Below are 25,042 nucleotides of genomic sequence, written 5' to 3'. Positions count from 1 at the left end.
TCGATTAAACCAGTACGCCGGACTGGCGCAAGGCAGTACGGACTTTTTCGTGACAGCCTTCGCTCAGCCAGGTCAGCGGCAGGCGGATACCTTGTTGCATCAGGCCCATTTCAACCAGCGCCCATTTCACCGGGATCGGGTTGGCTTCGCAGAACAGGTCTTTGTGCAGCGGCATGAGTTTTTCGTTGATTGCGCGGGCCTTCTCGGCATTGCCCTCAAGGGCGGCCTCGCACAGGTCGGCCATTTCGCGCGGAGCGACGTTGGCGGTGACGGAGATGTTGCCCTTGCCGCCCATCAGGATCAGTTCGACGGCGGTCGGATCGTCGCCGGACAGGACGATGAAGTCCTTGTCGACGCCGTCCAGGATCTGCTTGGCACGGGCCAGGTCGCCGGTGGCTTCCTTGATGCCGATGATGTTCTTGACCTTCGACAGGCGGATCACGGTCTCGGCCTGCATGTCGCAGGAGGTGCGGCCGGGTACGTTGTACAGGATCTGCGGGATGTCGACGGCTTCGGCGATGTGCTTGAAGTGCTGGTACAGGCCTTCCTGGGTCGGCTTGTTGTAGTAAGGCACGACGAGCAGGCAGGCATCGGCGCCGGCATTCTTGGCGTTCTGGGTCAGGTGCACGGCTTCGGCAGTGGAGTTGGCACCGGTACCGGCAATTACCGGGATCCGCTTCTTGCTGTGCTTGACGCGCTCGACCACGTGCTTGATGACCAGGATGTGCTCTTCGACGTCCAGGGTGGCGGACTCGCCGGTGGTGCCGACAGCTACGATCGCGTGGGTGCCGTTTTCCAGGTGGAAGTCTACAAGTTTGTCGAGGCTGTCCCAGTCCAGACGCCCTTGTGCATCCATGGGTGTGACCAACGCCACCATACTGCCCGCAATCATGTAATTGCTCCTGCCGGAAAAAGAGAGCGGTAATGGTACTGGCGCCATCGGCCTTGCACAAGCGAAGCAGGCGGGCGGAGCATTCCCCTTCGCGCCGCTTTTCGCTACCCTTGATCCTTTGATCGATACAGCGCGGCCCGTCGGGCCGTCGACAGTGCTCCTCGCCTGCGTCCACAGCCGCCCAAACCGGCCGGGGCCCTGCGGGAAAAGGAGGCTTGCCCCCGTCCTGTACCGACCGCTCATCGCTTTAGGAATGCTGCATGTCCACCCCCACCGTTCGCGAACAATTCCTCGTCATCAGCGCCCTGGGCCCCAACCCCATGGAGCTGGCCAACGTCCTCAGCCGCGCGGCCTTCGACAATCGCTGCGCGGTGGTCACCTCGCGCCTGTCGCGCCACGGCGAAACCAGCGCCCTGGTGCTGCAGGTCGGCGGCAGCTGGGATGCCCTGGCCCGCCTCGAGGCCACCCTGCCGGGCCTGGGCAAGAAGCACGGCCTGACGCTGGACGTGGTCCGCAGCGCCGACCAGGAGGTGCGCCCGCAGGCCCTGCCTTACGTGGCCTACGTCAGCGCCGCCTATCGCCCGGACATCATCAACGAGCTGTGCCAGTTCTTCCTCGACCACCGCGTCGAGCTCGAAGCGATGACCTGCGACACCTACCTCGCCCCGCAGACCGGCAGCAGCATGCTCAACGCCCAGTTCACCGTGATCCTGCCGGCCGGCACCCAGATCAGCTGGCTGCGCGACCAGTTCCTCGACTTCGCCGACGCCCTGAACCTGGACGCGCTGATCGAACCGTGGCGCCCACAGAACCCTGTCTAAGGAAGCTCCCATGGCCGTAGCAATCGACCAACCCGTCGCCGATTTCCAGGTCCAGGCCACCAGCGGCCAGAGCGTCAGCCTGGCTGAACTGAAAGGCCAGCAAGTGGTGCTGTACTTCTACCCCAAGGACAGCACTCCGGGCTGCACCACCGAAGGCCAGGGTTTCCGCGACCAACACGCGGCGTTCCAGGCCGCCAACACCGTGGTGTTCGGCGTATCGCGCGACGGCATCAAGTCGCATGAGAACTTCAAGGCCAAGCAGGCCTTTCCCTTCGAGCTGATCAGCGACAAGGACGAGGCCCTGTGCCAGCTGTTCGACGTGATCAAGCTGAAGAAGCTGTATGGCAAGGAATACCTGGGCGTGGACCGCAGCACCTTCCTGATCGACAAGGACGGTGTGCTGCGCCAGGAATGGCGTGGGGTGAAGGTGCCCGGGCATGTGGATGCGGTACTGGCTGCGGCCGAGGCATTGAACAAGGCCTGATACCGGATACCGTGGGAGCGGGCGAGCCTGCCCCCACGAGTAGCCCTAAAGCATCGGCGCCACAGACGTTTCCTGCCTCGGCCAGGCATCCAACACCGCCTTGAACAGCGTCGCCAGCGGGATCGCGAAGAAGATCCCCCAGAACCCCCACAGCCCGCCGAACAGCAGCACCGCGCAGATGATCGCCACCGGGTGCAGGCTCACCGCCTCGGAGAACAGCAACGGCACTAGCACGTTGCCATCGAGCGCCTGGATGATCGCGTACACCGCCATCAGGTAGATGAACTGGTCGCCCCAGCCCCACTGGAACAGCGCGATCAGGGTCACCGGCACCGTCACCACCACCGCGCCGACATACGGCACCACCACCGACAACCCCACCAGCAGCGCCAGCAAGGCGGCGTAGTTGAGGCCCAGGCTGATGAAGGCGATATAGGTGGCAATCCCGCAGATCAGGATCTCGATGCCCTTGCCGCGGATATAGTTGGCGATCTGCCGGTTCATCTCGTCCCCCACCCGGTTGAGCAACGTGCGCTCACGCGGCAGGTAGCCACTGACCCAGCGCCCGATCAGCTCGCGATCCTTGAGGAAGAAGAACACCAGGATCGGCACCAGCACCAGGTAGATCATGGCATTGACCAGCAGCGGCAGGCTCGACAAGGAGAAGGTCAATGCCCATTGGCCGAACTTGCCGATTTCACCGCGCACCGACTCGATGGCGCGCAGCACCTGCTCGTCCGACACCAGGTGCGGGTAGCGTTCGGGCAACAGCAGCAACAGCGACTGCCACTTGCCGAGCATGCCGGGCAGCTCGTTGAACAAGGTGATCAGCTGGTGCCAGAGCAGCGGCACCAGCACCAGCATGAACACCGCCAGCGCGCCCATGAACAGCGCGAACACCAGCCAGACGGCCAGCCGTGTGGGTACCCTCAGGCGCTCCAGGGCATTGACCAGCCCCTGCATGAGAAACGCCAGGACCATGCCCGCCAGCACCGGCGCGAGCATGCCGCCCAGGGTCAGCACCACGGTGAAGGCCAGGAACAGCAGGACCGCCAGCACCACTGCCTCCTCGTCGGAGAAGTAGCGCTGCATCCAGTCGCGAAGCACTTTGAACATTGACGATCCTAGGTTCTGTACGAAAAGCCTTGAGACGCAGGTCAGGCAAGGCGAAAACAGCCGAGGAAGCGGAGTGTACTAGAGTACATGAGCATTCCGAGGCTGTTTTCAACGCAGCATGAACAAGTCTCAAGGCTTTTCGTATAGAGCCTAATGAAGGGAATCAGGCCTTGCGCAGCCAGTAGGTGTAGACCCCGGCCTCGGCCGTTTCATGCAGCAGCGTATGACCGGCCAGTTGAGCAAACGTGCGGAAGTCGCGTTGCGAGCCGGCATCGGTGGCGAGCACCTTGAGCACCGCGCCGCTGGCCAGGCGATTGAGCTCCATCTTCGCCTTGAGCAGCGGCAATGGACAGTTGAGACCGCTGGCATCGAGCTCGGCGTCACAAGTCGGGGTGTCACTCATCGGGCAGCGCTCCAGGACCGCATGGGGAAGGCCGCTAGGATACCGCCACTGGTCGGCATCGCGCGACCCGGCTACAGTAAGGCTTTTGACCGACGCGAGCTTCTGCATGAATCTACTGCGCCCCACCCTGTTGACGCTGGCCTGCCTGCTGGCCCTGCCCGGCCACGCCGACGACCTGCCGTCACTGGGCGACGCCAGCTCCGCGATCGTCTCACCACAACAGGAACACCAGCTCGGCCGCGCCTGGCTGAGCCTGTTGCGCGGCCAGGTGAACCAGCTCAACGACCCGCAGCTCAAGGACTTCGTCGAGACCAGCGTGTACAAGCTGGCCGAGACCAGCCAACTGCAGGACCGGCGCCTGGAGTTCATCCTTATCGACAGCAAGGAACTCAACGCCTTTGCCGCACCCGGTGGCATCGTCGGGGTCAACGGCGGCCTGTTCCTCAATGCCCAGACCGAAGGCGAGTACGCCTCGGTGCTGGCCCACGAACTGGCGCACTTGTCGCAACGCCACTTCGCCCGCGGCGTCGAGGCCCAGCAACGCATGCAACTGCCGATGATGGCGGCCTTGCTGGCCGGTATCGTGCTGGCGGCGGGCGGCGGCGGCGATGCCGGCATTGGCGTGATCGCCGGTACACAGGCCGCGGCAATCCAGGAGCAGCGGCGCTTTTCCCGGCAGAACGAACAGGAAGCCGACCGTTTCGGCATCCTCAACCTGGAAAAGGCCGGCTACGATCCGCGCAACATGCCCAGCATGTTCGAGCGCCTGGCCCGCCAGTACCGCTACGATGCCAAGCCGCCGGAATTCCTGCTGACCCACCCGGTTACCGAATCGCGTATCGCCGACACCCGCAACCGCGCCGAACAGGCGCCCAAGGGCGGCGTGGAAGACAGCCTGCGCTACCAGTTGATCCGCGCCCGCGTGCAGCTCACCTACGAAGGCACGCCGGGCATGGCCGCCAAGCGTTTCCGCGCCCAGCTCGACGAAACCCCGAACATGGATGCCGCCCGCTACGGCCTGGCCCTGGCGCAGATCAAGGGCGGCCAGCTCAACGAGGCGCGGGAGAACCTCAAGCCACTGCTGGCCAAGGCGCCCAACGACATCACCTACAACCTGGCGCAGATCGACTTGGACATCACCAACAACCGCCTGGCCGACGCCCAGCAGCGCGCCCAGCGCATGCAGGCGCTGTACCCGGGCAACTACCCGTTGAAACAGGTGCGCGCCGACCTGCTGGTCAAGCAGAACAAGCCGGCCGAAGCGGAAAAGGTGCTGGATGACCTGATCAAGAACCGCCCGGACGATCCGGACGTGTGGTACGACGTGGCCGAAGTGCGCGGGCTGTCGGGCAACACTATCGGCCTGCACCGCGCGCGCGCCGAATACTTCACCCTGGTCGGCGACTTCGACCAGGCGATCCAGCAGCTCGACTACGCCAAGCGCCGCTCGGGCAGCAACTTCCCGCTGGCTTCGCAGATCGACCAGCGCCAGCGCGAGATCATGGAGCAGCAGCGCATGGTCAAGGAGATGATGGGGCGCTGATACACAGCCAGAAACCATCGCGACCCGACTTGCCCCGCGATGGTTTGTGCAACCGGTCAGGCGTTCCCGGACAACTTCAACCGCGCCGCCTGGGTGAAGTCGAGCATGCGGTTCAACGGCTTGATCGCCTTGGGGATCAGCGCCGGCTCGACGAAGATCTCGTTGCTGCCATTGCGCAGGCAGTCCAGCACCCGCTCCAGGGTGTTCATGGCCATCCACGGGCAGTGCGCGCAGCTGCGGCAGGCCGCGCCGTTGCCAGCGGTCGGCGCCTCGACGAATTCCTTGTCCGGGCACAGCTGCTGCATCTTGTAGAAGATGCCGCGGTCGGTGGCGACGATGAAGGTCTTGTTCGGCAAGGTCTGCGCCGCTTTGATCAGCTGGCTGGTGGAGCCTACCGCGTCGGCCAGCTCGATCACCGCTTCCGGCGACTCGGGGTGCACCAGGATCGCGGCGTCCGGGTACAGCGCCTTCATGTCGGCCAACTGGCGCGACTTGAACTCTTCATGAACGATGCAGGCGCCATCCCACAGCAGCATGTCGGCACCGGTCTGCTTCTGGATGTAACGACCCAGATGCTGGTCCGGGCCCCAGATGATGGTCTCGCCGTTGTCCATCAGGCTTTCGACGATTTCCAGCGCGCAGCTGGAGGTCACCACCCAGTCGGCCCGGGCTTTAACTGCCGCGGAGGTGTTGGCGTAGACCACCACGGTGCGCTCGGGATGCTGGTCGCAGAAGTCCGAGAACTCCTTGACCGGGCACCCCAGGTCGAGGGAACAGGTCGCTTCCAGGGTCGGCATCAGCACGCGTTTTTCCGGGGTGAGGATCTTCGCCGTCTCGCCCATGAAGCGCACCCCTGCCACCACCACGGTCTCGGCGGGGTGATTCTTGCCGAAGCGCGCCATCTCCAGCGAGTCGGACACGCAGCCGCCGGTTTCCTCGGCCAGGGCCTGGATCACCGGATCGCAATAGTAGTGGGCCACCAGCACGGCGTTCTGCTTCTTCAGCTCGGCAGCGATGGCCGCACGGTATTCGGCCTCCTGCGCGGGCGTCAGCGGGTTGGGCTGCTTGGCATCGAGGTGCGCCTGGACCAACAGGCGTTCGGAAATCTGGGTCATGATCGCTGGACCTGCAGGGCGCTTGAGCGCGTCAGTCGAGTGTATCACCCGGCCCTGGCAGATCGGCTAGCGGTGCCGGACGGCCAGCGTCTCGGCTCCTCTGCGGGCGCGGATTATTATCGGACGCGAAGGCTACAGGCAATCGGAAGGATGCAAAAGGGGTTTTTGCAGCCCTCCGTCGCAGGGCAAGTCGGGTCGCCGCATCGCCGCTCCCACGATGATGAGAGCGGGCATGCCCGAGGGCTCAGCTCTGCGGCTGCAGCGCCGCCAGGTGGCCGCTGATCAGCATGGCGAACTCCTCGACGGTCATCTTCTTGCCGTTGAAGTCGACCATGCCATCGGCGTACTGCAGGCTCGATACCACATCGGTGCCCTCTACCGTGGCCATGCCGCTCTGCAGCGCCATCATGCCGAGCATCTCGCCAGCCTGGCTGGACTGCTGGGCAATGGCCTGGGCGTCGGTCTCGCCGTCGAGCAGCGCCTGCAACGTGGCCAGGTCACCGACCATCGGCTTGGAGACACTGAGCTTGGCCTTCAGCTGGGTCAGCAGCTGCTTGCCCAACTGGTCAGGCGGCAGGTCGAACGAGCTGGGGCTGGCGAAGTCCATCGCCAGGTTGAAGTGGCTCTCGCCATTGGCGGTCTTGAACGCCAGCTTCTCCACCGCCACCTGCGGCTTGGCTACCAGCAGCTTGTGCAGGTCGCCCTGGACCTTGGCCTGTTCCTCGGGGGTCATTTCCAGCGACGGGGCCTCGCCCTCGGCCGCCGCCTGCTGCATCTGCGGCAGCTGGGTCTGGTACCACTCCATCAACGCCTGCATGGCCGCGATGTCGATGGACTTCATGGTCAGGACCATTTCCGCGCTGCCGACCTTGCGCCCGCCGTAGCTGATGTCGGCGACCTTGTATTCCAGGCGCCCGGCCAGCTTGTCCTTGGCCTCGCCCTCGGCGTTGTACAGGTTGTTCTGCTGCAGGCCCTTGAGCACCAGCACTTCCTGCTTCGGCCCGAAGGTCACCTGGGTGTCGGCCAGGGCTAGGTCGAAGTTGCCGACATAGACCATGTCGTGAGCGGTTTCGTGGAGCTTGCCGCCGGCCTTGAAGCCGTTGAGCAGGATCTTCACCGGCGCCTGTTGCTCATCGACGAAGTTCAACTCCAGGTGCTCGGCATTGCCGTGGATCTCCACCGCCTTGCCGTCGCGGTCACCGCGCAGTTGCAGCTGCAGGCCGGAGAAGTCCAGGACGTTGCCGCCGTCTTCCTTGAGCGTCACCGGCGCCAGGCGGATATCGCTGTCGACGCTGCCGTTGTAGCCGAGGCTGACCTGGGCGGTGACCGGTGCCTTGTCGCCGGCGGCGGTGAACCAGCCTGCGGTGAAGTCATCCTTGTCCAAAGCACTGTTGCTGGTGGCCATGACCGGCATCAGCTTGAACGCCTTGACCCGCGACCAGGGGAACGGGCCGTGCTCGATCTGGTCAGTCACGCCGACCTGGAAGTTCAGCGCCTCGGCCTCGCCGAGCTGCACATTCTCGGCCTTCAGGCGGTAGTGCGCGGTGCTGGTGAAGAAGTGCTGGTCCAAAGAGACCAGCTCGATGGTCATGCTGCCGCCGTTGCCGACCAGGGCTTTCTTCAGCTCTTCGTTGCCGCGGGCAACGGAGCGTTCCAGCTCCGCGGGCAGTTGCTTGCCGGTGTACCAGGCGCCAGCGGTGGTTGCGACGGCGATGGCGACCGCCAGGCCGGAAAGGATGCCTACTGATTTCTTCATGAATAGAACCGATTGCTGTCCATAGGGAGGGCGATTGGGCGGACCACGGAAACGAGGGCACGCGGGGTGGCAAGAATACCATCGGCGCCCGGTCGGCGCGGTGATGCTTGATGTATTTCGTGCATCGGCGCCCCACCGACCGCACGCTTTTGCCAAAATCAATGTCAATTTTTACGAACATCAAAATCGACTTACGATCCGCTCAATCGGCCAATAACAGTGCATAACGGCCAAAAAAACCGATTCATCTTCCATCCAACTGACTACCTGTCATGTTTAACTTGACACTCAAACGACCATCGTTGTTTATTTCGCGCACCCTGCAGCTCCAACATAAAAGGTGAACAACATGGAGCCCATCCGCTCGACCTTGTCGTGCCCGTCACTCGCCGTGCCCGTTGTTTCGACACAGGAGCAGCGCCCGCATGCAGCCTGACCACAGCGCTTCCGGCGATGCCCAGTTCCGCAAGTCCCTGCGCCTCTGGCACGTGGTGATCATCGGCCTGGCCTACCTCACCCCGATGACCGTGTTCGATACCTTCGGCATCGTCTCCGGCATCACTGCAGGGCATGTGCCCAGCGCCTACATCCTGGCCCTGCTCGGCATCCTGTTCACTGCCGTGAGCTACGGCACGCTGGTGCGGCGCTTCCCGCAGTCGGGCTCGGCGTACACCTACACCCAGCGCGCCATCAACCCGCACGTGGGTTTCCTGGTCGGCTGGTCGTCGCTGCTGGACTACTTGCTGCTGCCCATGGTCAACGCGCTGCTGGCCAAGCTCTACCTGTCGGCAATGTTCCCCGAAGTGCCGGCCTGGGTATGGGTGGCCAGCTTCGTCACCCTGATCAGCCTGATCAACATGCGCAGCATCAACCTGGTGGCGCACTTCAACCTGCTGTTCGTCGCCGTGCAGGTGGCGATCATCTCGGTGTTCATCTACCTGTGCTGGCGCGGCCTGGGCCACGGCGAGGGATTGGGCACCGCCTGGAGCCTGCTGCCGTTCGCCGATGACCAGACCCAGTTCGCCGCGCTGGCCGCGGGCGCGACCATCCTGTGCTTCTCGTTCCTGGGCTTCGATGCAGTGACCTGCCTGTCGGAGGAAACCCGCGACCCGGGCAAGACCATCCCCCGGGCGATCTTCCTGACCGCCCTGATCGGCGGCGTGGTGTTCATCGGGGTGTCGTACTTTATCCAGGCCTACTTCCCGACCATGCAGCGCTTCCACGACCAGGAAGCAGCCCTGCCGGAAATCGCCCTGTACGTCGGCGGCAAGCTGTTCCAGTCGGTGTTCATCGCCTGCACGGTGATCAACACCATCGCCTCGGGCCTGGCCTCGCAGACCAGCGTGTCGCGCCTGCTGTACGTGATGGGCCGCGACAACGTGATCCCGGCCGGGGTGTTCGCCCGCCTGCACCCGCGCTACAAGACCCCGGTGCTGAACATCGCCGTGGTCGGCCTGATTTCGCTGTCGGCGATCTTCTTCGACCTGGTCACCGCCACCTCGGTGATCAACTTCGGCGCGCTGGTGGCGTTCAGTTTCGTCAACCTCTCGGTGATCAACCACTGCTATATCCGTGAGAGACAGAACAAGGGACTGACGAACAACCTCAAGTATCTGGTGGCGCCGACGATAGGCTTCTGCATCATCGTCTCGCTGTGGCTGGACCTGAACGAACACTCCTTGCTGTTCGGCGGAGTCTGGGCCCTGCTTGGCATGCTCTACCTGGCCTGGCTGACCAAAGCCTTCAGAGTTGCGCCACCGAACTGCATCGCCGAATGACCCCACCGACGCCCGCCTGACCGCGGGCGTTGTGTTTGCCCGAGAAGGAAAAGCCCATGTCGCAGCGCCGTCTCTCCATCCAGTGGAAGATCACCCTGCTCGCCGGCCTGTGCCTGCTGGCCATCGTCGCCCTGCTGGTGGCCACCTCGCTCACCCAGGCGCGGCGCAGTGCCGAGCAGGTATTCCAGGCCAACACCGAACTGCTCGACCACAGTGCCCGCCTGCGCCTGCAGGCCCACGGCGAAACCCAGGCCTTGCGCATCCAGCGCTACTTCATGGACGCCTACCAGTACGGCAACGGTTTCGCCCGCCTGGTGCAGGCGCTCAAGGCCCGTGGCGGCGCCGACCTGCGCGGTGAGCTGAGCCGAGAAGCCCGCGCCGCACTGGCCGGCAATACCGACCTGATCGGCCTGTACCTGGTGTTCCAACCCAACGCCCTGGACCAGCAGGACGCGCGCTTCGTCGGCCAGGCTGACAACGGCAGCAACGACAGCGGGCGTTTTTCGCTGTACTGGTCGCAGCCCGGCACTGGCACCCTCGAAGCGGAGGCCATGCCCGAATCGATGCTCGCCGATACCAGCATCGGCGCCAACGGTTCGCCCTACAACCACTGGCTGACCTGCCCGCTGGAAACCGCCAAGGCGTGCGTGCTAGACCCGTACTTCGACGAGGTCAACGGCCACCAGGTACTGATGACCAGCATCGCCCTGCCGCTACTGGAAAACGGCAAGGTGGTGGGCGTGGTCGGCCTGGACATCGGCCTGGACAACCTGCAGCAACTGAGCCTGGCCGGCCGCCAGGAACTGTTCGACGGCCAGGGCCAGGTCAGCATCGTCAGCCCTGCGGGCCTGCTCGCCGGCCACAGCCAGGATGCCGGCCAGTTGAGCAAGACCGTGCAACAAGCCTTCGGCGCCAGCGCGGCGGCCCTGGCCGCGCCTCTGCGTGCCGGCCAGGCCGTCGAGCGCCTGGACCAAGGCACCATGCGTATTTCCCGCCCCTTTGCGCCAATTCCCGGCGCGGCACCGTGGCAGGTGCTGCTCGAACTGCCCGAACAGGTACTGCAAGCGCCCGCCGTCACCCTCAACCAACGCCTGGACAGCCAGAACCAGCAGGCCAACCTCGTCAGCCTGCTGATCGGCCTGGGCGCCGCCGTGCTGGGGCTGCTGCTGGTGTGGCTGACCGCCCGCGGCGTGACCCGGCCAATCCTGGCCGTGGCCGCCCGCCTGGAGGACATCGCCAGCGGTGAAGGCGACCTGACCCGGCGCCTGGACTACGCCCGCGACGACGAACTGGGCCAGCTCACCGGTTGGTTCAACCGCTTCCTCGACAAGCTGCAACCGGTGATCGCCCAGCTCAAGGGTTCGCTGCAGGAAGCCCGCGGCACTGCCGACCAGTCGGCGCTGATCGCCCGCCAGACCAGCGACGGCATGCAGCAACAGCACCGCGAAATCGAACAGGTGGCCACGGCGGCAAACGAAATGAGCGCCACCGCCCATGACGTTGCCCACAACGCCGCACAGGCCGCCCAGGCCGCACGCGGTGCCGACCAGGCAACCCGCGATGGCTTGGCGCGGGTGGGCGCCACCCGCGAAGCGATCGCCCAGCTTGCCGGCGGCATGGATGCGGCCATGGATGAAGCCCGCGCCCTGGAAAGCCGTGGCGAACAGATCGGCTCGGTGCTTGAAGTGATCCGCGCCATCGCCGAGCAGACCAACCTGCTGGCCCTCAACGCCGCCATCGAAGCGGCTCGCGCCGGCGAAGCCGGGCGGGGCTTTGCGGTGGTCGCCGACGAAGTACGCAACCTGGCACAGCGCACCCAGGTGTCGGTCGAGGAGATCCGCCAGGTAATCGAAGGTTTGCAGCAAGGCACCCAGGACGTGGTCGAGGCAATGCAGGCCGGCCAGCGCCAGGCCCAGGACAGTGCCGCGCAGATGGAACAGACCTTGCCAGCGCTGCAGCGTATCGGCGAGGCGGTGACGGTGATCACCGACATGAATCTGCAGATCGCCTCGGCCGCCGAGGAACAGAGCGCAGTGGCCGAAGAGGTGAACCGCAACGTGGCGGGCATCCGCGACGTGACCGAATCGCTGTCGGGCCAGGCCGACGAGTCGGCGCACATCAGCCTGGCGTTGAACCGGCTGGCCAACCAGCAGCAGGCACTGATGGCGCAGTTCCGGGTTTGAATCCGCCCCCCCCCCGGATGAAACAGCAACAGCGGACTGCCAGCAGCCGCACGGTCCGCCGTGACAATGACTGACAGCTCACGACAAGGCTGCCCCTCCATCAATCCCTCCGCTTGAAGGGATATGACCCTCCGAAACCGATATCTGGCCACGCCAGGTATCGGTTTTTTGTTGCATCAATGATGAATAAATTTCCGCCATATTGTTTCGTACATTTCATGACAGTTACAAAACGACCATTTCACACTTCACAATGACGTTGGCGCATATCAGTAAATATGGGTAATCCAGATGAATGCGCGCAAATTTCAACTTTGCCACACGATCAAAACGACGAAATCAAGCATTCCGAAATGGAATGATATGGCAACTAATTGTCGTTTGTTGCGAACACCTTTCAACGCCAATACTGATTTCAATCAATGCAATCGCCACCGCCGCAGCACTGGAGAAGCTGCTGGCCGACCGGCGCCCCATCCGCGCCCGTCACCTGCAACAGGAAGTGGTCAGTTCACAACAAAAACAACAACTCACCCGAATGCAGATCCAATAGGTTGCCCATGACCCATTCGAACAACAACGGAAGTTTGACTGCCGCAGCCCCACCTTCCGGACACCTCAAGCGCACCCTCACCAGCCGCCACCTGAACATGATCGCCATCGGCGGCTCCATCGGCACCGGCCTGTTCGTCTCCTCCGGCGCCACCATCGCCCAGTCCGGCCCCGGCGGCGCACTACTGGCCTTCGCGGTGATCGGCCTGATGGTCTACTTCCTGATGACCAGCCTCGGCGAAATGGCTGCATGCATGCCGGTCAGCGGCTCGTTCTCCACCTATGCCTCGCGCTACGTCGAAGAAAGCTTCGGCTTCGCCCTGGGCTGGAACTACTGGTACTCCTGGGCCGTGACCATCGCCGTGGACCTGGTGGCCGTACAGATCATCATGCTCTACTGGTTCCCGGACACCCCCGGGGTGATTTGGAGCGCGGCCTTCCTGGCGCTGCTGTTCGCCCTCAATGTCGCCTCGGTGCGCTTCTTCGGCGAGGCAGAGTTCTGGTTCGCCCTGATCAAGGTCATCACCATCATCATTTTCATCGCCGTGGGTGTGCTGATGCTGCTGGGCATCCTCGAAGGCGGCCAGGACGGTGGCGCCCACCTCTGGCAGATCGGCGACGCGCCCATTGCCGGCGGCCTGCCGGCGCTGATCGGCGTGGCGATGATCGTCGGTTTCTCGTTCCAGGGCACCGAGTTCGTGGGCATCGCCGCTGGCGAAACGGCAAACCCGGGACGCAACATTCCCAAGGCCGTGCGCCAGATCTTCTGGCGCATCCTGCTGTTCTACGTACTCACCATTGTCGTGATCGGCCTGCTGATCCCCTACACCGACCCGCGCCTGCTCAAGGACGGCCTGTCGGACGTCACCATCAGCCCGTTCACCCTGATCTTTACCAAGGCTGACATGCTCGCCGCCGCCGCCGTGATGAACGCGGTGATCCTGACCTCGGTGCTGTCCGCCGGCAACTCGGGCATGTATGCCTCGTCGCGCATGCTCTACAGCCTGGCGCTGGAGCGCAAGGCGCCGGCCATCTTCGCCCGGGTGACCCGCAGTGGCACGCCGGTCTGGGCGCTGCTGGCCACCGCCGCGGTCGCGGGTCTGTGCCTGCTGAGCTTCCTGTTCAGCCCCGGCAAGCTCTACCTGTGGCTGCTGAACACCTCCGGCATGCTCGGTTTCATCGCCTGGCTGGGCATCGCCATCAGCCATTACCGCTTCCGCCGCGGCTACCTGCTCAATGGCAATGACCTGGCGAAACTGCCGTATGTGTCGAAATACTTCCCGTTCGGCCCGCTGTTCGCCTTCGGCCTGTGCATGGTGGTCATGCTCGGGCAGAACTACCAGGCGTTCATCGGCGGGCAGGTCGACTGGGTCGGTGCCTTCGCCACCTACGTCGGCCTGGTGCTGTTCGTGGTGGTCTGGTTCGGCCACAAGCTGGTCACAGGCTCCAAGGTGGTGCGCTACAGGGAAATGGACTTTTCCAGTATCGAGATTCGCAAAGCCGAACGCAGCAAGGCAGAGCCCACAGGCGATGCGCTCGCGGCCAGCCAGCAACCCGCCTGAACTCTCCATTGGCGGACCCGCCCCGGTCCGCCCACCACTGCTCCGGGCCCCTGATGAACAGCACCTTCGACTCCTACTACGAAGCCACCGCCAGCAGAACCTTCCACCCTGCCCAGAGTGGGCGCACCGATACCCGCGTCTGCATCCTCGGTGGTGGTCTGGCCGGCCTGTCGACTGCGATAGGGCTTGCCGAGCGCGGGGTGAGCGATGTGACTCTCCTCGAGTCGCAACGCGTCGGCCATGGCGCCTCGGGACGCAACGGCGGCTTCGTCTTCGGCGGTTACAGCCTCGGCAACGCCGAACTGTTGGCGACCCTGGGCGCCAACGAGGCACGCAAGCTGTATCGATTGACACTCGACGCCGTCGAGCTGATCCGCGAACGCGCCCGCCGCTACGCCATCGATTGCGACCTGGTCGACCAGGGTGTGATCCTCGCCAACTGGTTCAACGACCCGTCGCGCCTGGAAAAACCGCGCCAGCTGATGAAGCAGGCCTATGGCGTCGACTGGGAATACATCGCCCCCGGCGAACTGAAGGAACAGCTCAGGACCGAGCGCTACTACGGCGGGTTGCTGGAACGCAACGCATTCCACTTCCACCCGCTCAAGTACGTCTGCGGTATCGCCCAGGCAGCCGCACAGGCCGGGGTGACGATCTACGAACAATCGCCGGTGACCAGTATCGAGAAGAAGGCTGGCGGCTACATCGTGCGCACCGGCCAGGGCGAAGTCCATGCCGAGCAGGTGGTGTTCAGCGCAGGGGGCTATGCCCGCGGCGTCTACGCCCCGATCGAACGCGCCGTGCTGCCGATCGCCACCTACGTGGTGACCACTGCGCCACTGGGCGCACGCCTGCAGGACGCCATCGACTGCCAGTCGGCCATCTACGATACACGCTTCGCCTTCGATTATTACCGCCCGCTGAAAGACAGCCGGATCCTCTGGGGCGGACGCATCTCCATTCTCGACCGCGGGCCACAGGCCATCGCCAGGCTGCTCAAGGCCGACCTGGCGAGCGTCTATCCGCAACTCGAGGACGTGGAACTGGAGTACTCCTGGGGCGGCCTGATGAGCTACGGACGCCACCAGATGGCGCAGATCGGCCAGGACCACAACGGCATCTGGCACGCGGTCGGTTTCGGCGGCCATGGCATGGCCCCGACCACGGTCGCCGGCGAAGTCCTGGCGGATGCCATCGCCCATCGCCTGCCGATCCCGAGCGGTTTCAGTCGGTTCGGCCTCGACCGCACCTTCGGCCTGGCCGGCCTGGTGGCCGCGCAGGCCACCTACACCGCCTACCAGGCACGTGATGCGTTCGATGCACGGCGCCTGAACCGTTGACAGTGGGTCAGGCCACTTTCTCGACAGGCATGAAAAAGCCCGCCATGAAGGCGGGCTCTTTCGTACTGCATATGGTGGGTCGTGTAGGATTCGAACCTACGACCAATTGGTTAAAAGCCAACTGCTCTACCAACTGAGCTAACGACCCGTTGGATGGCGCGTATATTACTGATTTCTCAGAGGAAATCAACACTCCATCGCAAATTTTTTCAAAAATACCGGGTGGGATCCTCTACGCCGGCCGCCTTGAAGCCGTCGGCGCGCAAGCGGCAGCTGTCGCACTTGCCGCAGGCACGTCCGTCGTCGTCGGCCTGGTAGCAAGAAACGGTCAGGCTATAGTCCACGCCACGGGCGATGCCCGCCTGGACAATCTGCGCCTTGCTCAGGTTCTGCAGCGGCGCCTGGATGCGGAAGCCCTGCCCTTCCACGCCGGCCTTGGTAGCCAGGTTGGCCATACGCTCGAAGGCCTCGACGAATTCCGGGCGGCAGTCCGGGTAGCCGGAGTAATCCACGGCGTTGACACCAATGAAGATGTCACGGGCTTCGAGCACCTCCGCCCAGCCCAGGGCCAGGGACAGGAACACGGTGTTGCGAGCCGGCACGTAGGTGACCGGAATCCCCTCGCTTGGCGCCTCGGGTACATCGATGCGGCTGTCGGTCAGCGCCGAGCCACCGATGCCATCAAGGTTCAGGCCGATCACCTTGTGCTCGACCACGCCCAGGTCACGAGCCACCCGTGCCGCGGCGTTAAGCTCGGCGCGATGGCGCTGGCCGTAGTCAAAGCTCATGGTGTAGCACTGGTAGCCGTCGGCCTTGGCCATGGCTACCACGGTGGCCGAATCCAGGCCACCGGACAGCAGGATTACCGCGCGTTTGTCAGTCATGTCTTTCTCCTCAACGTCCGGGTTCGTCGTTCCACAGCAGCTTGTGCAGCTGCAGCTGGAAGCGTACGGGCAGGTTGTCGGCGACGATCCAGTCAGCCAGGTCGGTGGCGCTCACCTGATGGTGACTGGGCGAAAACAGCACTTCACCGGCGCGCTCGGCCAGGTTGTACTGGATCAGCTTGGAAACCGCCCAATCGTAGTCCTCGCGGGAACAGATGACGAACTTGACCTGGTCGTTGCCGGTCAGCAGCTCGATGTTCTCGTAGCGGTTGCGGTGAGACTCCTCGGAGCCTGGGGTCTTGAGATCGACCACGCGGCTGACCCGGGTATCGACGCCACTGATGTCGAGAGCGCCACTGGTTTCCAGCGACACGTCGTAACCGGCGTCGCACAGGCGTTGCAACAAAGGCAGCGCGTTGGGCTGGGCCAGAGGCTCGCCACCGGTCACGCAGACGTAGCGCGGCTTGAAGCCGGCCACCTGCTCAACAATGGAGTCAAGGGTGCGGACAGTGCCGCCACTGAAGGCATAGGCACTGTCGCAGTACTGGCAGCGCAGGGGGCAACCGGTCAGGCGCACGAAAACCGTGGGCAGCCCGGCCGTTCGCGTTTCACCCTGCAACGAGTAAAACACTTCGGTGATGCGTAATGTGTCTTGCATGATCGCCACGGGCGTGACAGCTAAACAGGCTGTCCGCCTCCGTCAGGCACTGTCGCGGACTCGACAAAGCGTTATCCGCGGCAGCGTGTTTACGAAAAAAGGGCTGTGATTCTAACGAAAAAACCCGCGACAAGCGCGGGTTTCTTCTTCAACGGGTCGTTCAGAGCTTTTGCAGGTCGCGTTGCGCCAGTTGCGCGGCGGAAGTGCCGGGGTACTGGGTGATGACCTGCTGCAGGATGCCCTTGACCTTGTCGGTGTGGCCCATGCGGCGCTCGACATCGGCCAGCTTGTACAGCGAATCCGGCACCTTGCTGTGTTTCGGGTACTTCTGACCGACCTCGGCGAACGCCTGGCTGGCACCTTGCAGGTCGCCCTTGGCCAGGTTGACCTCACCGAGCCAGTACTGGGCATTGCCGGCGTACTGGCTGTTGGGGTACTTACGCAGGAAGGCGTTGAAGGCCTGGCTGGCCTTGTCGAAGTCCTTCTGCTTGATCAGGTCGAAAGCGGCGTCGTAATACAGCTTCTCTTTCGCCGGATCGCCCGGCTCGCTGCTCGCGGCCGGTGGCTGCGCGGCATTGGTGCCGGCGGCCGCACCCGTGGCTGCGCTGTTCGCGCCACCGGTGGAAGAATTGTCTGGAGTCGCGGCAGGCGCGGCACCGCTGCTGATGCGGCGGTCGAGATCCTGGTAGCGCTCGAGGTTTTCCTGCTTCATGCGCGACACATCGTTCTGCAGCTCTTCGATGATGCCTTGCTGGCGGGAAATCTGGTCCTGCATCTGCTGCAGCTGCATGAACAGCTGGCCATTTGCAGAAGCAGGGGCCGAAGCCCCTGCTCCGGCATAGGCGCCGCTCGTGCCATAACCCGCAGGTGGATAGCCACCCGCGTTGTCATCTACTACGGGAACCGCAGCCCACGCCGAAAGGGGCAGGCTGAGTGCGAGGACGGTTACAGCACGACGGCACATACGCATAGGAACTTACTTACGCAGTTCTACGCGACGGTTCTGGGCCCAGGACTGCTCGTCGTTGCCAGTGGCAACTGGACGCTCTTCGCCGTAGGAAACCAGTTCCAGCTGAGCAGGGGAAACGCCCTGCAGAACCAGGTAGCGCTGAACGGCCTTGGCACGACGCTCACCCAGAGCCATGTTGTACTCGCGGGTGCCGCGCTCGTCGGTGTTGCCTTCCAGGACAACGCGGTTGCCGTTGGACTTCAGGTCCTTGGCGTGAACGTCCAGAGCGCGCATGGCTTCTGGCTTCAGGTCCGAGCTGTCGTATTCGAAGTAGAAGGTGGTGATTGCGCGCAGGGCGGCTTCTTCGCTCAGGGAACCGTCAACAGCGCCAGTGTTGGCACCGTAGCCAGCGTTCGGATCAACAGCGCCTTCACCAGCGTTGTCGCCGCCTTTCGAGGAGCAACCTACAGCTACAGCCATGGCCAGAGCCAGCGCAGCGAATTTACCAAACTTCAGCATTTCCATCGTGAAACTCCTAATGAAACCCCAGTGTGTTAAGCAAAACGTGTTACGCCGCAATCAGTTCAGGTAAGGGGACCAGGACGGTTCTCTGACTTCGCCTTGAGCGGTAGGAAGCGGGAGCCTCACGCGGCCGTTAAGCGACACGAGCATCAAGACTCCCCGGCCCTGCTGGCGGGTGGCGTAGATTAGCATGGTGCCGTTTGGCGCAACAGTGGGAGACTCATCAAGACTGGTCTCGGAGAGAATCTTTACACTTCCACGTTGCAGGTCCTGCGCGGCCACCTTGAAGTTGGTGAAACCCTGCTGGCGATGGATCATCACCAGGGTCTTTTCGTCCGCCGACAATTTCGGGTTGGCGTTGTAGTTACCCACGAACGTCACGCGCTCGGCACCACCGCCACCAACCGACTGCTTGTAGATCTGCGGCTTGCCGCCACGGTCGGAGGTGAAGTACAGGGTGTTGCCATCCTTGCCCCAGAACGGCTCGGTATTGATGCCTGGGCCTGCGGTGACACGGGTGATCTGGCGCGAAGCCACGTTCATCACATAGATGTCCGGGTTGCCGTCCTTCGACAGCACGAATGCCAGGCGCGAGCCGTCAGGCGACCAGGCAGGCGCGCCGTTCAGGCCTTCGAAGTTGGTGATCTGCTCGCGGCGACCGGTGTCGATGTGCTGGATGAAGATGCGCGGGCGCTTCTGCTCGAACGAGACATAGGCGATACGCTTGCCATCGGGTGCGAAGCGCGGCGACAGGATCGGCTCACGCGACTGCAGCAGAGTTACTGCGCGGGCACCGTCGTAGTCCGAACGCTGCAGGGTGTAACGGGTGTTGTTGGTGGAGAAACGCTCGGCGGTCACGTACAGCATGCGCGTGGAAAACGCACCCTTGATGCCGGTGAGCTTCTCGAACGACTGGTCGGCGATGTAGTGCGACATGTCGCGCAGCTGGTCGACGCCGCCGGCCACGCTACCGGTCAGCACCTGCTGCTCGGTGGCGACGTTGAACAGGGCGTACTGCACCTGCAGGCGACCACCGGCCGGCACGATGCTGCCGACCATGACGTACTGGGCGCCCAGCGCTTTCCAGTCGCGGAAGATCACTTCGCTGGCCTGGCTTGGCTGGCTGATCATGTTCTGCCGCGGGATCGGCGCGTAGTAGCCGGAGTTGCGCAGGTCGTTGCCGATGATATCGGCCATGTCTTCCGGCAGCACGCTGCCGCCCTGGACACCGAACGGCACTACCGCAATGGGAGTTGCCCGGTCGCTACCGCTGGTGACCAGGATGTTCTTTTCCTCTGCCATCGCCATGCCTGCCACGCAGCAGAGCAAGACCAGGAGTCCTCTCAGACGTTTAATCACAACGCTAGATCCTCAGGTGTAAATGTCATCTTGAATGAACGATACGGATTGAACTCGTTCGGCTTCAAGCCCTGCATTTCGGTCAACCGACCAATGTTCTTCACCGCGGCCACGGCCGAGCTGTCGAACGGACCGTCGCCACTGGACTTGGCCACACTCACGTTGGTGAGGGTGCCGTCCGGCAGCATGTTGATCTGCAGAACTACCGTCATGCCCTTGCGCGCGGATGGCGGACGCGCCCAACCTTCGGCCGCGCGCATGCGGATCAGGTCGTCGAAGTCGCCGGCCACCTGGTCACCCTGCTCGTCGGCCAGCGCCTGCTGCCGTTCGGTGGTGTCGGACAACAGCTCGGCGAGTGCCTGGGCCTTCTTGTCTTCCGCCGCCTTGCGGGCCGCTTCCTGTGCCTTTTTCTTCTGGGCGTCTGCCGCAGCCTTTTTCTTGGCCTCTTCAGCTGCCTTCTTCTTCGCGTCCTCGGCCGCCGCTTTCTTCTTGGCGTCCTCGGCTGCTTTTTTCTTCGCGTCTTCGGCGGCTTTCTTCTTCGCCTCTTCCGCGGCCTGTTTCTTGGCTTCTTCCTCGGCCTTCTTCTTCGCTTCTTCCTCAGCCTTCTTCTTGGCGATGTCGGCCTGCTGCTTCTCGGCAGCCTTCTTCGCTTCCTCGGCTTTCTTGGCCTCGGCGGCTTTCTTCTGCTCGGCGGCCTTGGCGGCGTCTTCGGCTTTCTTCGCCTCGGCGGCTTCGCGAGCCTCCTCGGCCTTTTGAGCGGCGTCGGCTTTCTTTTGTTCCGCGGCCTTCACGGCCTCCTGCTCGACCTTCTTCTGCTCCAGCTGTTCGACCTCGGTCTGGCGCGAAGCGGTCTTCTTGGCCTCCCCGGCAATCTTCTGATTGGTCTGGGTGGTCGCCTGGCTCTTGGACTTGAGCTGGTACAGCGTGGCCTGGACGATAGGCTTGGAGGGCGGCAGCTCGGGCGTCATGGCGAAGCTGACGAACAGCATGCCGAACACCAGCACGTGCAGCGCAATGGCCCAGACACTGGGCCAGAAGTAGCTTTCCGAGGCGGATGGCTCTCGCTGTTGCATCAGGGCGCCTCGGTAATCAGGCCAACGTTACCGACACCGGCCTTCTGCAACCCGCCCATGGCGCCCATCACCGCACCGTAGTCGACAGCCTTGTCGCCACGGATGAAGACCTGGGTCTGCTTGCCCTGGTCACGGCCGGCGGCGATGATCTTGGTCACCGCGCTGGTCATTTCCGGCAAGGTCATGGCCTTGTCCATCTGCTTGTCGGTGTCGACTTCGCTGCCGAGGTTCCAGTAGTAGGTCTTGTCGGCCTTGATCGAGATGGTCAGGACCTGGACGTTGTTGTCCTGCGGCAGGGCTTCGCTGGAAACCTTGGGCAGGTCCACCTTCACGCCCTGGTTGAGCATCGGGGCGGTCACCATGAAGATAACCAGTAGCACCAGCATCACGTCGATGTAGGGCACCACGTTCATCTCGGCGACCGGCTTGCGTTTGTGGCGAACTCGGGCCATGGGTTTCTACCTGATCACTCTTCGCTGGTGTGTACTTTGCGGTGCAGGATCGCCTGGAACTCGTCGGCGAACGTGTAGTAGCGCCCGATCAGCACTTCACTGCGCGCGGCAAAACGGTTGTAGGCGATAACAGCCGGGATCGCGGCGAACAGGCCGATCGCAGTGGCGATCAGGGCTTCGGCAATGCCCGGGGCCACGGTGGCCAGGGTGGCTTGCTGGGCGCTGGCCAGGCCACGGAAGGAGTTCATGATGCCCCACACGGTACCGAACAGACCGATGTACGGGCTGGTGGAACCGACGGTGGCCAGGAACGGCAGGCTCTGCTCGAGCTTTTCTTCCTCGCGGGAGATGGCCACGCGCATGGCACGCCCTACCCCTTCCATGACCGCGTCCGGGTCGACACCTGGTTGCTGGCGCAGGCGCGAGAATTCCTTGAAGCCGGCACGGAAGACCTGCTCGACACCCGAGTCCGGGTCAGGGTTGCTGCCCGCCTGGCGGTACAACTTGGACAGGTCGATGCCCGACCAGAAGCGCTCTTCGAAAGCGTCCAGTGCACGACGACCGGCGCGCAGCATGGTGCTGCGCTGGAAGATCATGATCCAAGAGGTCACCGAGGCTGCCACGAGGGTCAGCATTACCAACTGAACCACGACACTGGCATTGGCGACCAGGCTCCACATGGAGGTATGGTCGACGACGTTTGCTTCCACGCTTATTCTCCTGCGTTCGATTGAGTACCCGTGCCGTCCGCCAGGAAGGCGTCGCGCAGTTCTGGGGGAATGGCCCGGGGTTTGAAAGTGTCGGCGCGCACGGCGGCCACCAGGAACTGCCCCTCGCAGAGCAGCACTTCATCCTTTGCTCGCCACACCTGCTGCACGAAGCGCAGGCTGGCACGATTCAATTCAAGTACTTGCGCGGTTACCCGCAGCTCGTCGTCCAGGCGGGCCGGCGCGTGATAGCGCGCCTCGCTGGAATGGACCACGAACAACAAATTGTCCTGCGCGAGCTGGGCCTGGGAGAACCCCAGGTGACGCAGCCGCTCGGTGCGCGCGCGCTCCATGAATTTGAGGTAGTTGACGTAATACACCACGCCACCGGCGTCGGTATCCTCGTAATAGACGCGACAGCGGTGTGCGAACGGTTCCAGCCCATTTTGCGCGCGCATACTCTAGTGCTTACTCCTGTGCTTGCCAATCCGCTGCGGCAACTGTTTTTGCATCGATAATGTCGTATTGCCAGCGAGCCCAGGGCATGCCAGCGGTAGGACCACGAAAATGCCGATTCGATCTGTCATTCGTCGTCTTGCGCTGCATATTCCCCACCCTCGCAGAAACGCCCGGGAATGTTCAGGCCGAAATGCAGGTAGGCGTGCCGGGTGACCACACGGCCCCGCGGGGTACGCATGATATAGCCCTGCTGGATGAGATAGGGCTCGAGCACGTCCTCGATGGTGTGGCGCTCCTCGCCGATCGCCGCGGCAATATTGTCGAGCCCCACCGGACCACCGTCGAACTTCTCGATCATGGTCAGCAGCAAACGCCGGTCGGAGTGATCGAAGCCACGCTCGTCGACATCCAGCAGGTTCAGCGCCATGTCCGCGACCGCCTTGGTGATCTCGCCCTTGCCGCGCACTTCGGCAAAGTCGCGCACCCGCCGCAGCAGGCGATTGGCGATCCGCGGCGTGCCGCGGGCCCGGCGAGCGATCTCGAACGCGCCCTTGTCGTCCATGGGCAAGCCGAGGATGCCGGCCGAACGGCTGACAATGGTCGCCAGGTCCCTGTCGCTGTAGAACTCCAGGCGCTGGACGATACCGAAGCGATCACGCAGCGGGTTGGTCAGCATGCCGGCGCGCGTGGTGGCGCCGACCAGGGTGAACGGCGGCAGGTCGAGCTTGATCGAGCGCGCGGCCGGGCCCTCGCCGATCATGATGTCCAGCTGGAAATCTTCCATCGCCGGATAGAGCACTTCCTCGACCACCGGCGACAAGCGGTGGATCTCGTCGATGAACAGCACGTCGTGCGGCTCGAGATTGGTCAGCATCGCCGCCAGGTCGCCAGGGCGCTCGAGAATCGGGCCAGAGGTGCTCTTCACCGACACACCCATCTCGTGGGCGATGATGTTGGCCAACGTGGTCTTGCCCAGGCCCGGCGGACCGAAGATCAGGGTGTGATCAAGCGACTCACTGCGCCCACGCGCGGCCTGGATGAACAGCGACATCTGCTCGCGCACCACCGGCTGGCCGATGTATTCGTCCAGGCTCAGCGGGCGGATCGCACGGTCCTGGACCTCTTCGCGGTCGCGTCCGGAGGCGGCGATCAGGCGGTCGGTCTCGATCACTTGGTAATCATCCCTTTGAGGCTGCGACGGATCAGCTCCTCACTGCTGAGGTTGGCCTTGCCCTCGATGGCGGCAATCGCCTTGCTGGCCTCCTGCGGCTTGTAGCCCAGCGACACCAGGGCGCTGACCGCGTCGACCTCGGCATTGGAGGCACTGGCCACCGGCATCGGGCCGTCGGACACCAGGGTGAACATGGCCGGCGAGGTTTCCCAGGCCTTGAAGCGATCCTTGAGCTCGACCAGCAGGCGCTCGGCGGTCTTCTTGCCAACACCGGGCACGCGCACCAACGCCGAGGCATCCTGGGCCTGGACGCAGCGCACCAGTTCATCGGCCTCGAGCCCCGACATCAGCGCAAGCGCCAGTTTCGGGCCAACGCCGTTGAGGCGGATCAGCTCGCGGAACAGCTCGCGTTCGCGCTTTTCGAAGAAGCCGTACAGCAGATGGGCGTCTTCACGCACCACCAGATGGGTGTGCAGGGTGACGGTCTCGCCCAGCTTGGGCAGACGGTACAGCGTGGTCATCGGCACTTCGAGCTCGTAGCCCAGGCCGTTGATGTCGACAATCAGGTGCGGCGGCTGTTTTTCCGCCAGGGTGCCACGCAAACGTCCAATCACGTTCCGATCCTTCCTCTGGGGTGCCGGTCGAAAACCGGTCCACCCTATCAGCAAATGCGCCGGGAAAGTGCTTCACCCGGACAAAATGTGTATCACCGCATGAAGCGGTTACAGACGCAAGCGTCCGCCACGACGCCGAGCCGTCGCCAACCCGTGGGGGATGAGGCTGGAGCGGGTATGGGCATGGCACAGGGCGATGGCCAGGGCGTCGGAGGCATCGATCTGCGGTTTCTGGGTCAGCTTGAGCAAGTGCATGACCATCATCATCACCTGCTCCTTGTTGGCGCCGCCGGTGCCGGCCACGGCCTGCTTGACCTGGCTGGCGGTGTATTCGGCGATCTCCAGGCCGGCCTCGGCGGCGGCGACGATGGCTGCCCCCCGGGCCTGGCCAAGCTTGAGCGCCGAATCGGCGTTGCGCGCCATGAACACCCGCTCGATGCCCATGGTCACCGGCTCATGTTGGCGGATGATTTCGCTGACACCGCGAAAGACGATCTGCAGACGCTCGTGCAGCTCACCGCCGCCAGTGCGTATACAGCCCGACGCCACATACTCGCAGCCACGGGCAGTCTGGCGGACCACGCCAAAACCGGTGATGCGCGAGCCGGGGTCGATACCAAGAATGAGAGTCATAGCGCCTACAAAGGTG

General features: G+C 63.6%; 24 protein-coding genes, 1 tRNA gene and 1 pseudogene. 8 read left to right on the top strand and 18 right to left on the bottom strand.

What is annotated here, in order from left to right; translation table 11 throughout:
- Window positions 1-4: 4 nt before the first annotated feature.
- On the bottom strand, window positions 5-892 hold the full coding sequence (gene dapA, locus KHO27_RS02580; protein ID WP_214501127.1) for a 4-hydroxy-tetrahydrodipicolinate synthase: 888 nt from the start codon (window positions 890-892) through the stop codon (window positions 5-7).
- Window positions 893-1,152: 260 nt separating this feature from the next.
- Here dapA and KHO27_RS02575 point away from each other — a divergent pair, with 260 nt between their 5' ends.
- Entirely contained in the window at window positions 1,153-1,713 is a 561-nt protein-coding gene (locus KHO27_RS02575) for a glycine cleavage system transcriptional repressor (RefSeq protein WP_038705592.1), read from the top strand.
- A 10-nt stretch (window positions 1,714-1,723) separates the two neighbouring features.
- Entirely contained in the window at window positions 1,724-2,197 is a 474-nt protein-coding gene (locus tag KHO27_RS02570; protein WP_102681687.1) for a peroxiredoxin, read from the top strand.
- A 45-nt stretch (window positions 2,198-2,242) separates the two neighbouring features.
- Here the strand turns inward: KHO27_RS02570 and KHO27_RS02565 are convergent, their stop codons facing one another.
- Window positions 2,243-3,313 (bottom strand): AI-2E family transporter, encoded by a 1,071-nt coding sequence (locus KHO27_RS02565; protein ID WP_102681686.1) that lies wholly within the window; start codon window positions 3,311-3,313, stop codon window positions 2,243-2,245.
- Window positions 3,314-3,476: 163 nt separating this feature from the next.
- Window positions 3,477-3,716 (bottom strand): sulfurtransferase TusA family protein, encoded by a 240-nt coding sequence (locus KHO27_RS02560; RefSeq protein WP_023630920.1) that lies wholly within the window; start codon window positions 3,714-3,716, stop codon window positions 3,477-3,479.
- A gap of 106 nt (window positions 3,717-3,822) precedes the next feature.
- Between KHO27_RS02560 and KHO27_RS02555 the strand changes: the two genes are divergently transcribed.
- The gene (locus KHO27_RS02555) at window positions 3,823-5,259 is read left to right on the top strand and encodes a M48 family metalloprotease (protein ID WP_110697880.1); all 1,437 of its coding nucleotides are present in this window, start codon (window positions 3,823-3,825) and stop codon (window positions 5,257-5,259) included.
- Window positions 5,260-5,315: 56 nt separating this feature from the next.
- Here the strand turns inward: KHO27_RS02555 and nadA are convergent, their stop codons facing one another.
- Together nadA and KHO27_RS02545 are read right to left on the bottom strand one after the other, a co-directional pair.
- On the bottom strand, window positions 5,316-6,374 hold the full coding sequence (nadA, locus tag KHO27_RS02550; RefSeq protein ID WP_102681685.1) for a quinolinate synthase NadA: 1,059 nt from the start codon (window positions 6,372-6,374) through the stop codon (window positions 5,316-5,318).
- A 244-nt stretch (window positions 6,375-6,618) separates the two neighbouring features.
- Window positions 6,619-8,130, bottom strand: a complete 1,512-nt coding sequence (locus tag KHO27_RS02545) for a YdgA family protein (RefSeq protein WP_214501126.1) — start codon at window positions 8,128-8,130, stop codon at window positions 6,619-6,621.
- A gap of 425 nt (window positions 8,131-8,555) precedes the next feature.
- Here KHO27_RS02545 and KHO27_RS02540 point away from each other — a divergent pair, with 425 nt between their 5' ends.
- The 5 genes and pseudogenes from KHO27_RS02540 (at window position 8,556) to KHO27_RS02525 (ending at window position 15,545) form a co-directional block, all read left to right on the top strand.
- Complete coding sequence (locus KHO27_RS02540) at window positions 8,556-9,908, top strand: APC family permease (protein WP_214501125.1); 1,353 nt, start codon at window positions 8,556-8,558, stop codon at window positions 9,906-9,908.
- A 56-nt stretch (window positions 9,909-9,964) separates the two neighbouring features.
- Window positions 9,965-11,233, top strand: a pseudogene (locus KHO27_RS26475) (methyl-accepting chemotaxis protein); the annotation flags it as partial.
- Between the two features lie 102 nt (window positions 11,234-11,335).
- On the top strand, window positions 11,336-12,091 hold the full coding sequence (locus KHO27_RS26470; protein ID WP_502937647.1) for a methyl-accepting chemotaxis protein: 756 nt from the start codon (window positions 11,336-11,338) through the stop codon (window positions 12,089-12,091).
- Window positions 12,092-12,651: 560 nt separating this feature from the next.
- Window positions 12,652-14,205: an amino acid permease gene (locus tag KHO27_RS02530; protein ID WP_214501123.1), complete on the top strand. Its 1,554-nt coding sequence runs from the start codon at window positions 12,652-12,654 to the stop codon at window positions 14,203-14,205.
- A gap of 53 nt (window positions 14,206-14,258) precedes the next feature.
- Window positions 14,259-15,545, top strand: a complete 1,287-nt coding sequence (locus tag KHO27_RS02525; RefSeq protein ID WP_214501122.1) for an NAD(P)/FAD-dependent oxidoreductase — start codon at window positions 14,259-14,261, stop codon at window positions 15,543-15,545.
- A gap of 72 nt (window positions 15,546-15,617) precedes the next feature.
- On the opposite strand, the gene KHO27_RS02520 is transcribed toward KHO27_RS02525, so the two are convergent.
- From KHO27_RS02520 to ruvC, 13 genes are all read right to left on the bottom strand, one after another.
- Window positions 15,618-15,693, bottom strand: a tRNA-Lys gene (locus KHO27_RS02520).
- Between the two features lie 61 nt (window positions 15,694-15,754).
- Window positions 15,755-16,429: a 7-cyano-7-deazaguanine synthase QueC gene (gene queC / locus KHO27_RS02515; RefSeq protein WP_214501121.1), complete on the bottom strand. Its 675-nt coding sequence runs from the start codon at window positions 16,427-16,429 to the stop codon at window positions 15,755-15,757.
- Between the two features lie 10 nt (window positions 16,430-16,439).
- On the bottom strand, window positions 16,440-17,087 hold the full coding sequence (gene queE / locus KHO27_RS02510; protein WP_110698202.1) for a 7-carboxy-7-deazaguanine synthase QueE: 648 nt from the start codon (window positions 17,085-17,087) through the stop codon (window positions 16,440-16,442).
- Window positions 17,088-17,247: 160 nt separating this feature from the next.
- Window positions 17,248-18,057, bottom strand: coding sequence for a tol-pal system protein YbgF (ybgF, locus tag KHO27_RS02505; protein WP_110697868.1), 810 nt, complete (start codon window positions 18,055-18,057; stop codon window positions 17,248-17,250).
- 6 nt (window positions 18,058-18,063) lie between these two features.
- Entirely contained in the window at window positions 18,064-18,561 is a 498-nt protein-coding gene (gene pal / locus KHO27_RS02500; protein ID WP_008090230.1) for a peptidoglycan-associated lipoprotein Pal, read from the bottom strand.
- 54 nt (window positions 18,562-18,615) lie between these two features.
- Window positions 18,616-19,866, bottom strand: a complete 1,251-nt coding sequence (gene tolB / locus KHO27_RS02495; protein WP_046856761.1) for a Tol-Pal system beta propeller repeat protein TolB — start codon at window positions 19,864-19,866, stop codon at window positions 18,616-18,618.
- A gap of 47 nt (window positions 19,867-19,913) precedes the next feature.
- Entirely contained in the window at window positions 19,914-20,990 is a 1,077-nt protein-coding gene (gene tolA / locus KHO27_RS02490; protein WP_110697866.1) for a cell envelope integrity protein TolA, read from the bottom strand.
- Window positions 20,990-21,442 carry a protein TolR gene (gene tolR, locus KHO27_RS02485; protein ID WP_023628694.1) on the bottom strand — a complete coding sequence of 151 codons (453 nt, stop codon included), beginning with the start codon at window positions 21,440-21,442 and terminating at the stop codon, window positions 20,990-20,992. The genes tolA and tolR overlap by 1 nt, the downstream gene beginning before the upstream one ends.
- Before the next feature lie 14 nt (window positions 21,443-21,456).
- On the bottom strand, window positions 21,457-22,152 hold the full coding sequence (tolQ, locus tag KHO27_RS02480; RefSeq protein WP_023628695.1) for a protein TolQ: 696 nt from the start codon (window positions 22,150-22,152) through the stop codon (window positions 21,457-21,459).
- Between the two features lie 2 nt (window positions 22,153-22,154).
- Complete coding sequence (gene ybgC / locus KHO27_RS02475) at window positions 22,155-22,607, bottom strand: tol-pal system-associated acyl-CoA thioesterase (RefSeq protein WP_023628696.1); 453 nt, start codon at window positions 22,605-22,607, stop codon at window positions 22,155-22,157.
- A 125-nt stretch (window positions 22,608-22,732) separates the two neighbouring features.
- The gene (gene ruvB, locus KHO27_RS02470; RefSeq protein WP_023628697.1) at window positions 22,733-23,779 is read right to left on the bottom strand and encodes a Holliday junction branch migration DNA helicase RuvB; all 1,047 of its coding nucleotides are present in this window, start codon (window positions 23,777-23,779) and stop codon (window positions 22,733-22,735) included.
- Window positions 23,776-24,393, bottom strand: coding sequence for a Holliday junction branch migration protein RuvA (gene ruvA, locus KHO27_RS02465; protein WP_111531771.1), 618 nt, complete (start codon window positions 24,391-24,393; stop codon window positions 23,776-23,778). The genes ruvB and ruvA overlap by 4 nt, the downstream gene beginning before the upstream one ends.
- Before the next feature lie 108 nt (window positions 24,394-24,501).
- On the bottom strand, window positions 24,502-25,026 hold the full coding sequence (gene ruvC / locus KHO27_RS02460; RefSeq protein ID WP_023628699.1) for a crossover junction endodeoxyribonuclease RuvC: 525 nt from the start codon (window positions 25,024-25,026) through the stop codon (window positions 24,502-24,504).
- Window positions 25,027-25,042: the final 16 nt, after the last annotated feature.

The sequence above is a fragment of the Pseudomonas sp. RC3H12 genome, from assembly GCF_018596375.1.
In the GTDB taxonomy this organism is placed as follows: Bacteria; Pseudomonadota; Gammaproteobacteria; order Pseudomonadales; family Pseudomonadaceae; genus Aquipseudomonas.
Note: the sequence above shows the minus strand (reverse complement) of the source record. Positions and strands in the feature narration are given on the sequence as shown.

Coding starts and splice junctions, on each gene's coding strand:
- tolB (WP_046856761.1), bottom strand. CDS start 19,866: ATGGCGATGGCAGAGGAAAAGAACATCCTGGTCACCAGCGGTAGCGAC.
- KHO27_RS02575 (WP_038705592.1), top strand. CDS start 1,153: ATGTCCACCCCCACCGTTCGCGAACAATTCCTCGTCATCAGCGCCCTG.
- ruvC (WP_023628699.1), bottom strand. CDS start 25,026: ATGACTCTCATTCTTGGTATCGACCCCGGCTCGCGCATCACCGGTTTT.
- KHO27_RS26470 (WP_502937647.1), top strand. CDS start 11,336: ATGCAGCAACAGCACCGCGAAATCGAACAGGTGGCCACGGCGGCAAAC.
- KHO27_RS02570 (WP_102681687.1), top strand. CDS start 1,724: ATGGCCGTAGCAATCGACCAACCCGTCGCCGATTTCCAGGTCCAGGCC.
- KHO27_RS02565 (WP_102681686.1), bottom strand. CDS start 3,313: ATGTTCAAAGTGCTTCGCGACTGGATGCAGCGCTACTTCTCCGACGAG.
- dapA (WP_214501127.1), bottom strand. CDS start 892: ATGATTGCGGGCAGTATGGTGGCGTTGGTCACACCCATGGATGCACAA.
- nadA (WP_102681685.1), bottom strand. CDS start 6,374: ATGACCCAGATTTCCGAACGCCTGTTGGTCCAGGCGCACCTCGATGCC.
- ybgC (WP_023628696.1), bottom strand. CDS start 22,607: ATGCGCGCGCAAAATGGGCTGGAACCGTTCGCACACCGCTGTCGCGTC.
- KHO27_RS02560 (WP_023630920.1), bottom strand. CDS start 3,716: ATGAGTGACACCCCGACTTGTGACGCCGAGCTCGATGCCAGCGGTCTC.
- queC (WP_214501121.1), bottom strand. CDS start 16,429: ATGACTGACAAACGCGCGGTAATCCTGCTGTCCGGTGGCCTGGATTCG.
- KHO27_RS02525 (WP_214501122.1), top strand. CDS start 14,259: ATGAACAGCACCTTCGACTCCTACTACGAAGCCACCGCCAGCAGAACC.
- KHO27_RS02540 (WP_214501125.1), top strand. CDS start 8,556: ATGCAGCCTGACCACAGCGCTTCCGGCGATGCCCAGTTCCGCAAGTCC.
- tolR (WP_023628694.1), bottom strand. CDS start 21,442: ATGGCCCGAGTTCGCCACAAACGCAAGCCGGTCGCCGAGATGAACGTG.
- tolA (WP_110697866.1), bottom strand. CDS start 20,990: ATGCAACAGCGAGAGCCATCCGCCTCGGAAAGCTACTTCTGGCCCAGT.
- ybgF (WP_110697868.1), bottom strand. CDS start 18,057: ATGCGTATGTGCCGTCGTGCTGTAACCGTCCTCGCACTCAGCCTGCCC.
- pal (WP_008090230.1), bottom strand. CDS start 18,561: ATGGAAATGCTGAAGTTTGGTAAATTCGCTGCGCTGGCTCTGGCCATG.
- KHO27_RS02530 (WP_214501123.1), top strand. CDS start 12,652: ATGACCCATTCGAACAACAACGGAAGTTTGACTGCCGCAGCCCCACCT.
- queE (WP_110698202.1), bottom strand. CDS start 17,087: ATGCAAGACACATTACGCATCACCGAAGTGTTTTACTCGTTGCAGGGT.
- KHO27_RS02545 (WP_214501126.1), bottom strand. CDS start 8,130: ATGAAGAAATCAGTAGGCATCCTTTCCGGCCTGGCGGTCGCCATCGCC.
- KHO27_RS02555 (WP_110697880.1), top strand. CDS start 3,823: ATGAATCTACTGCGCCCCACCCTGTTGACGCTGGCCTGCCTGCTGGCC.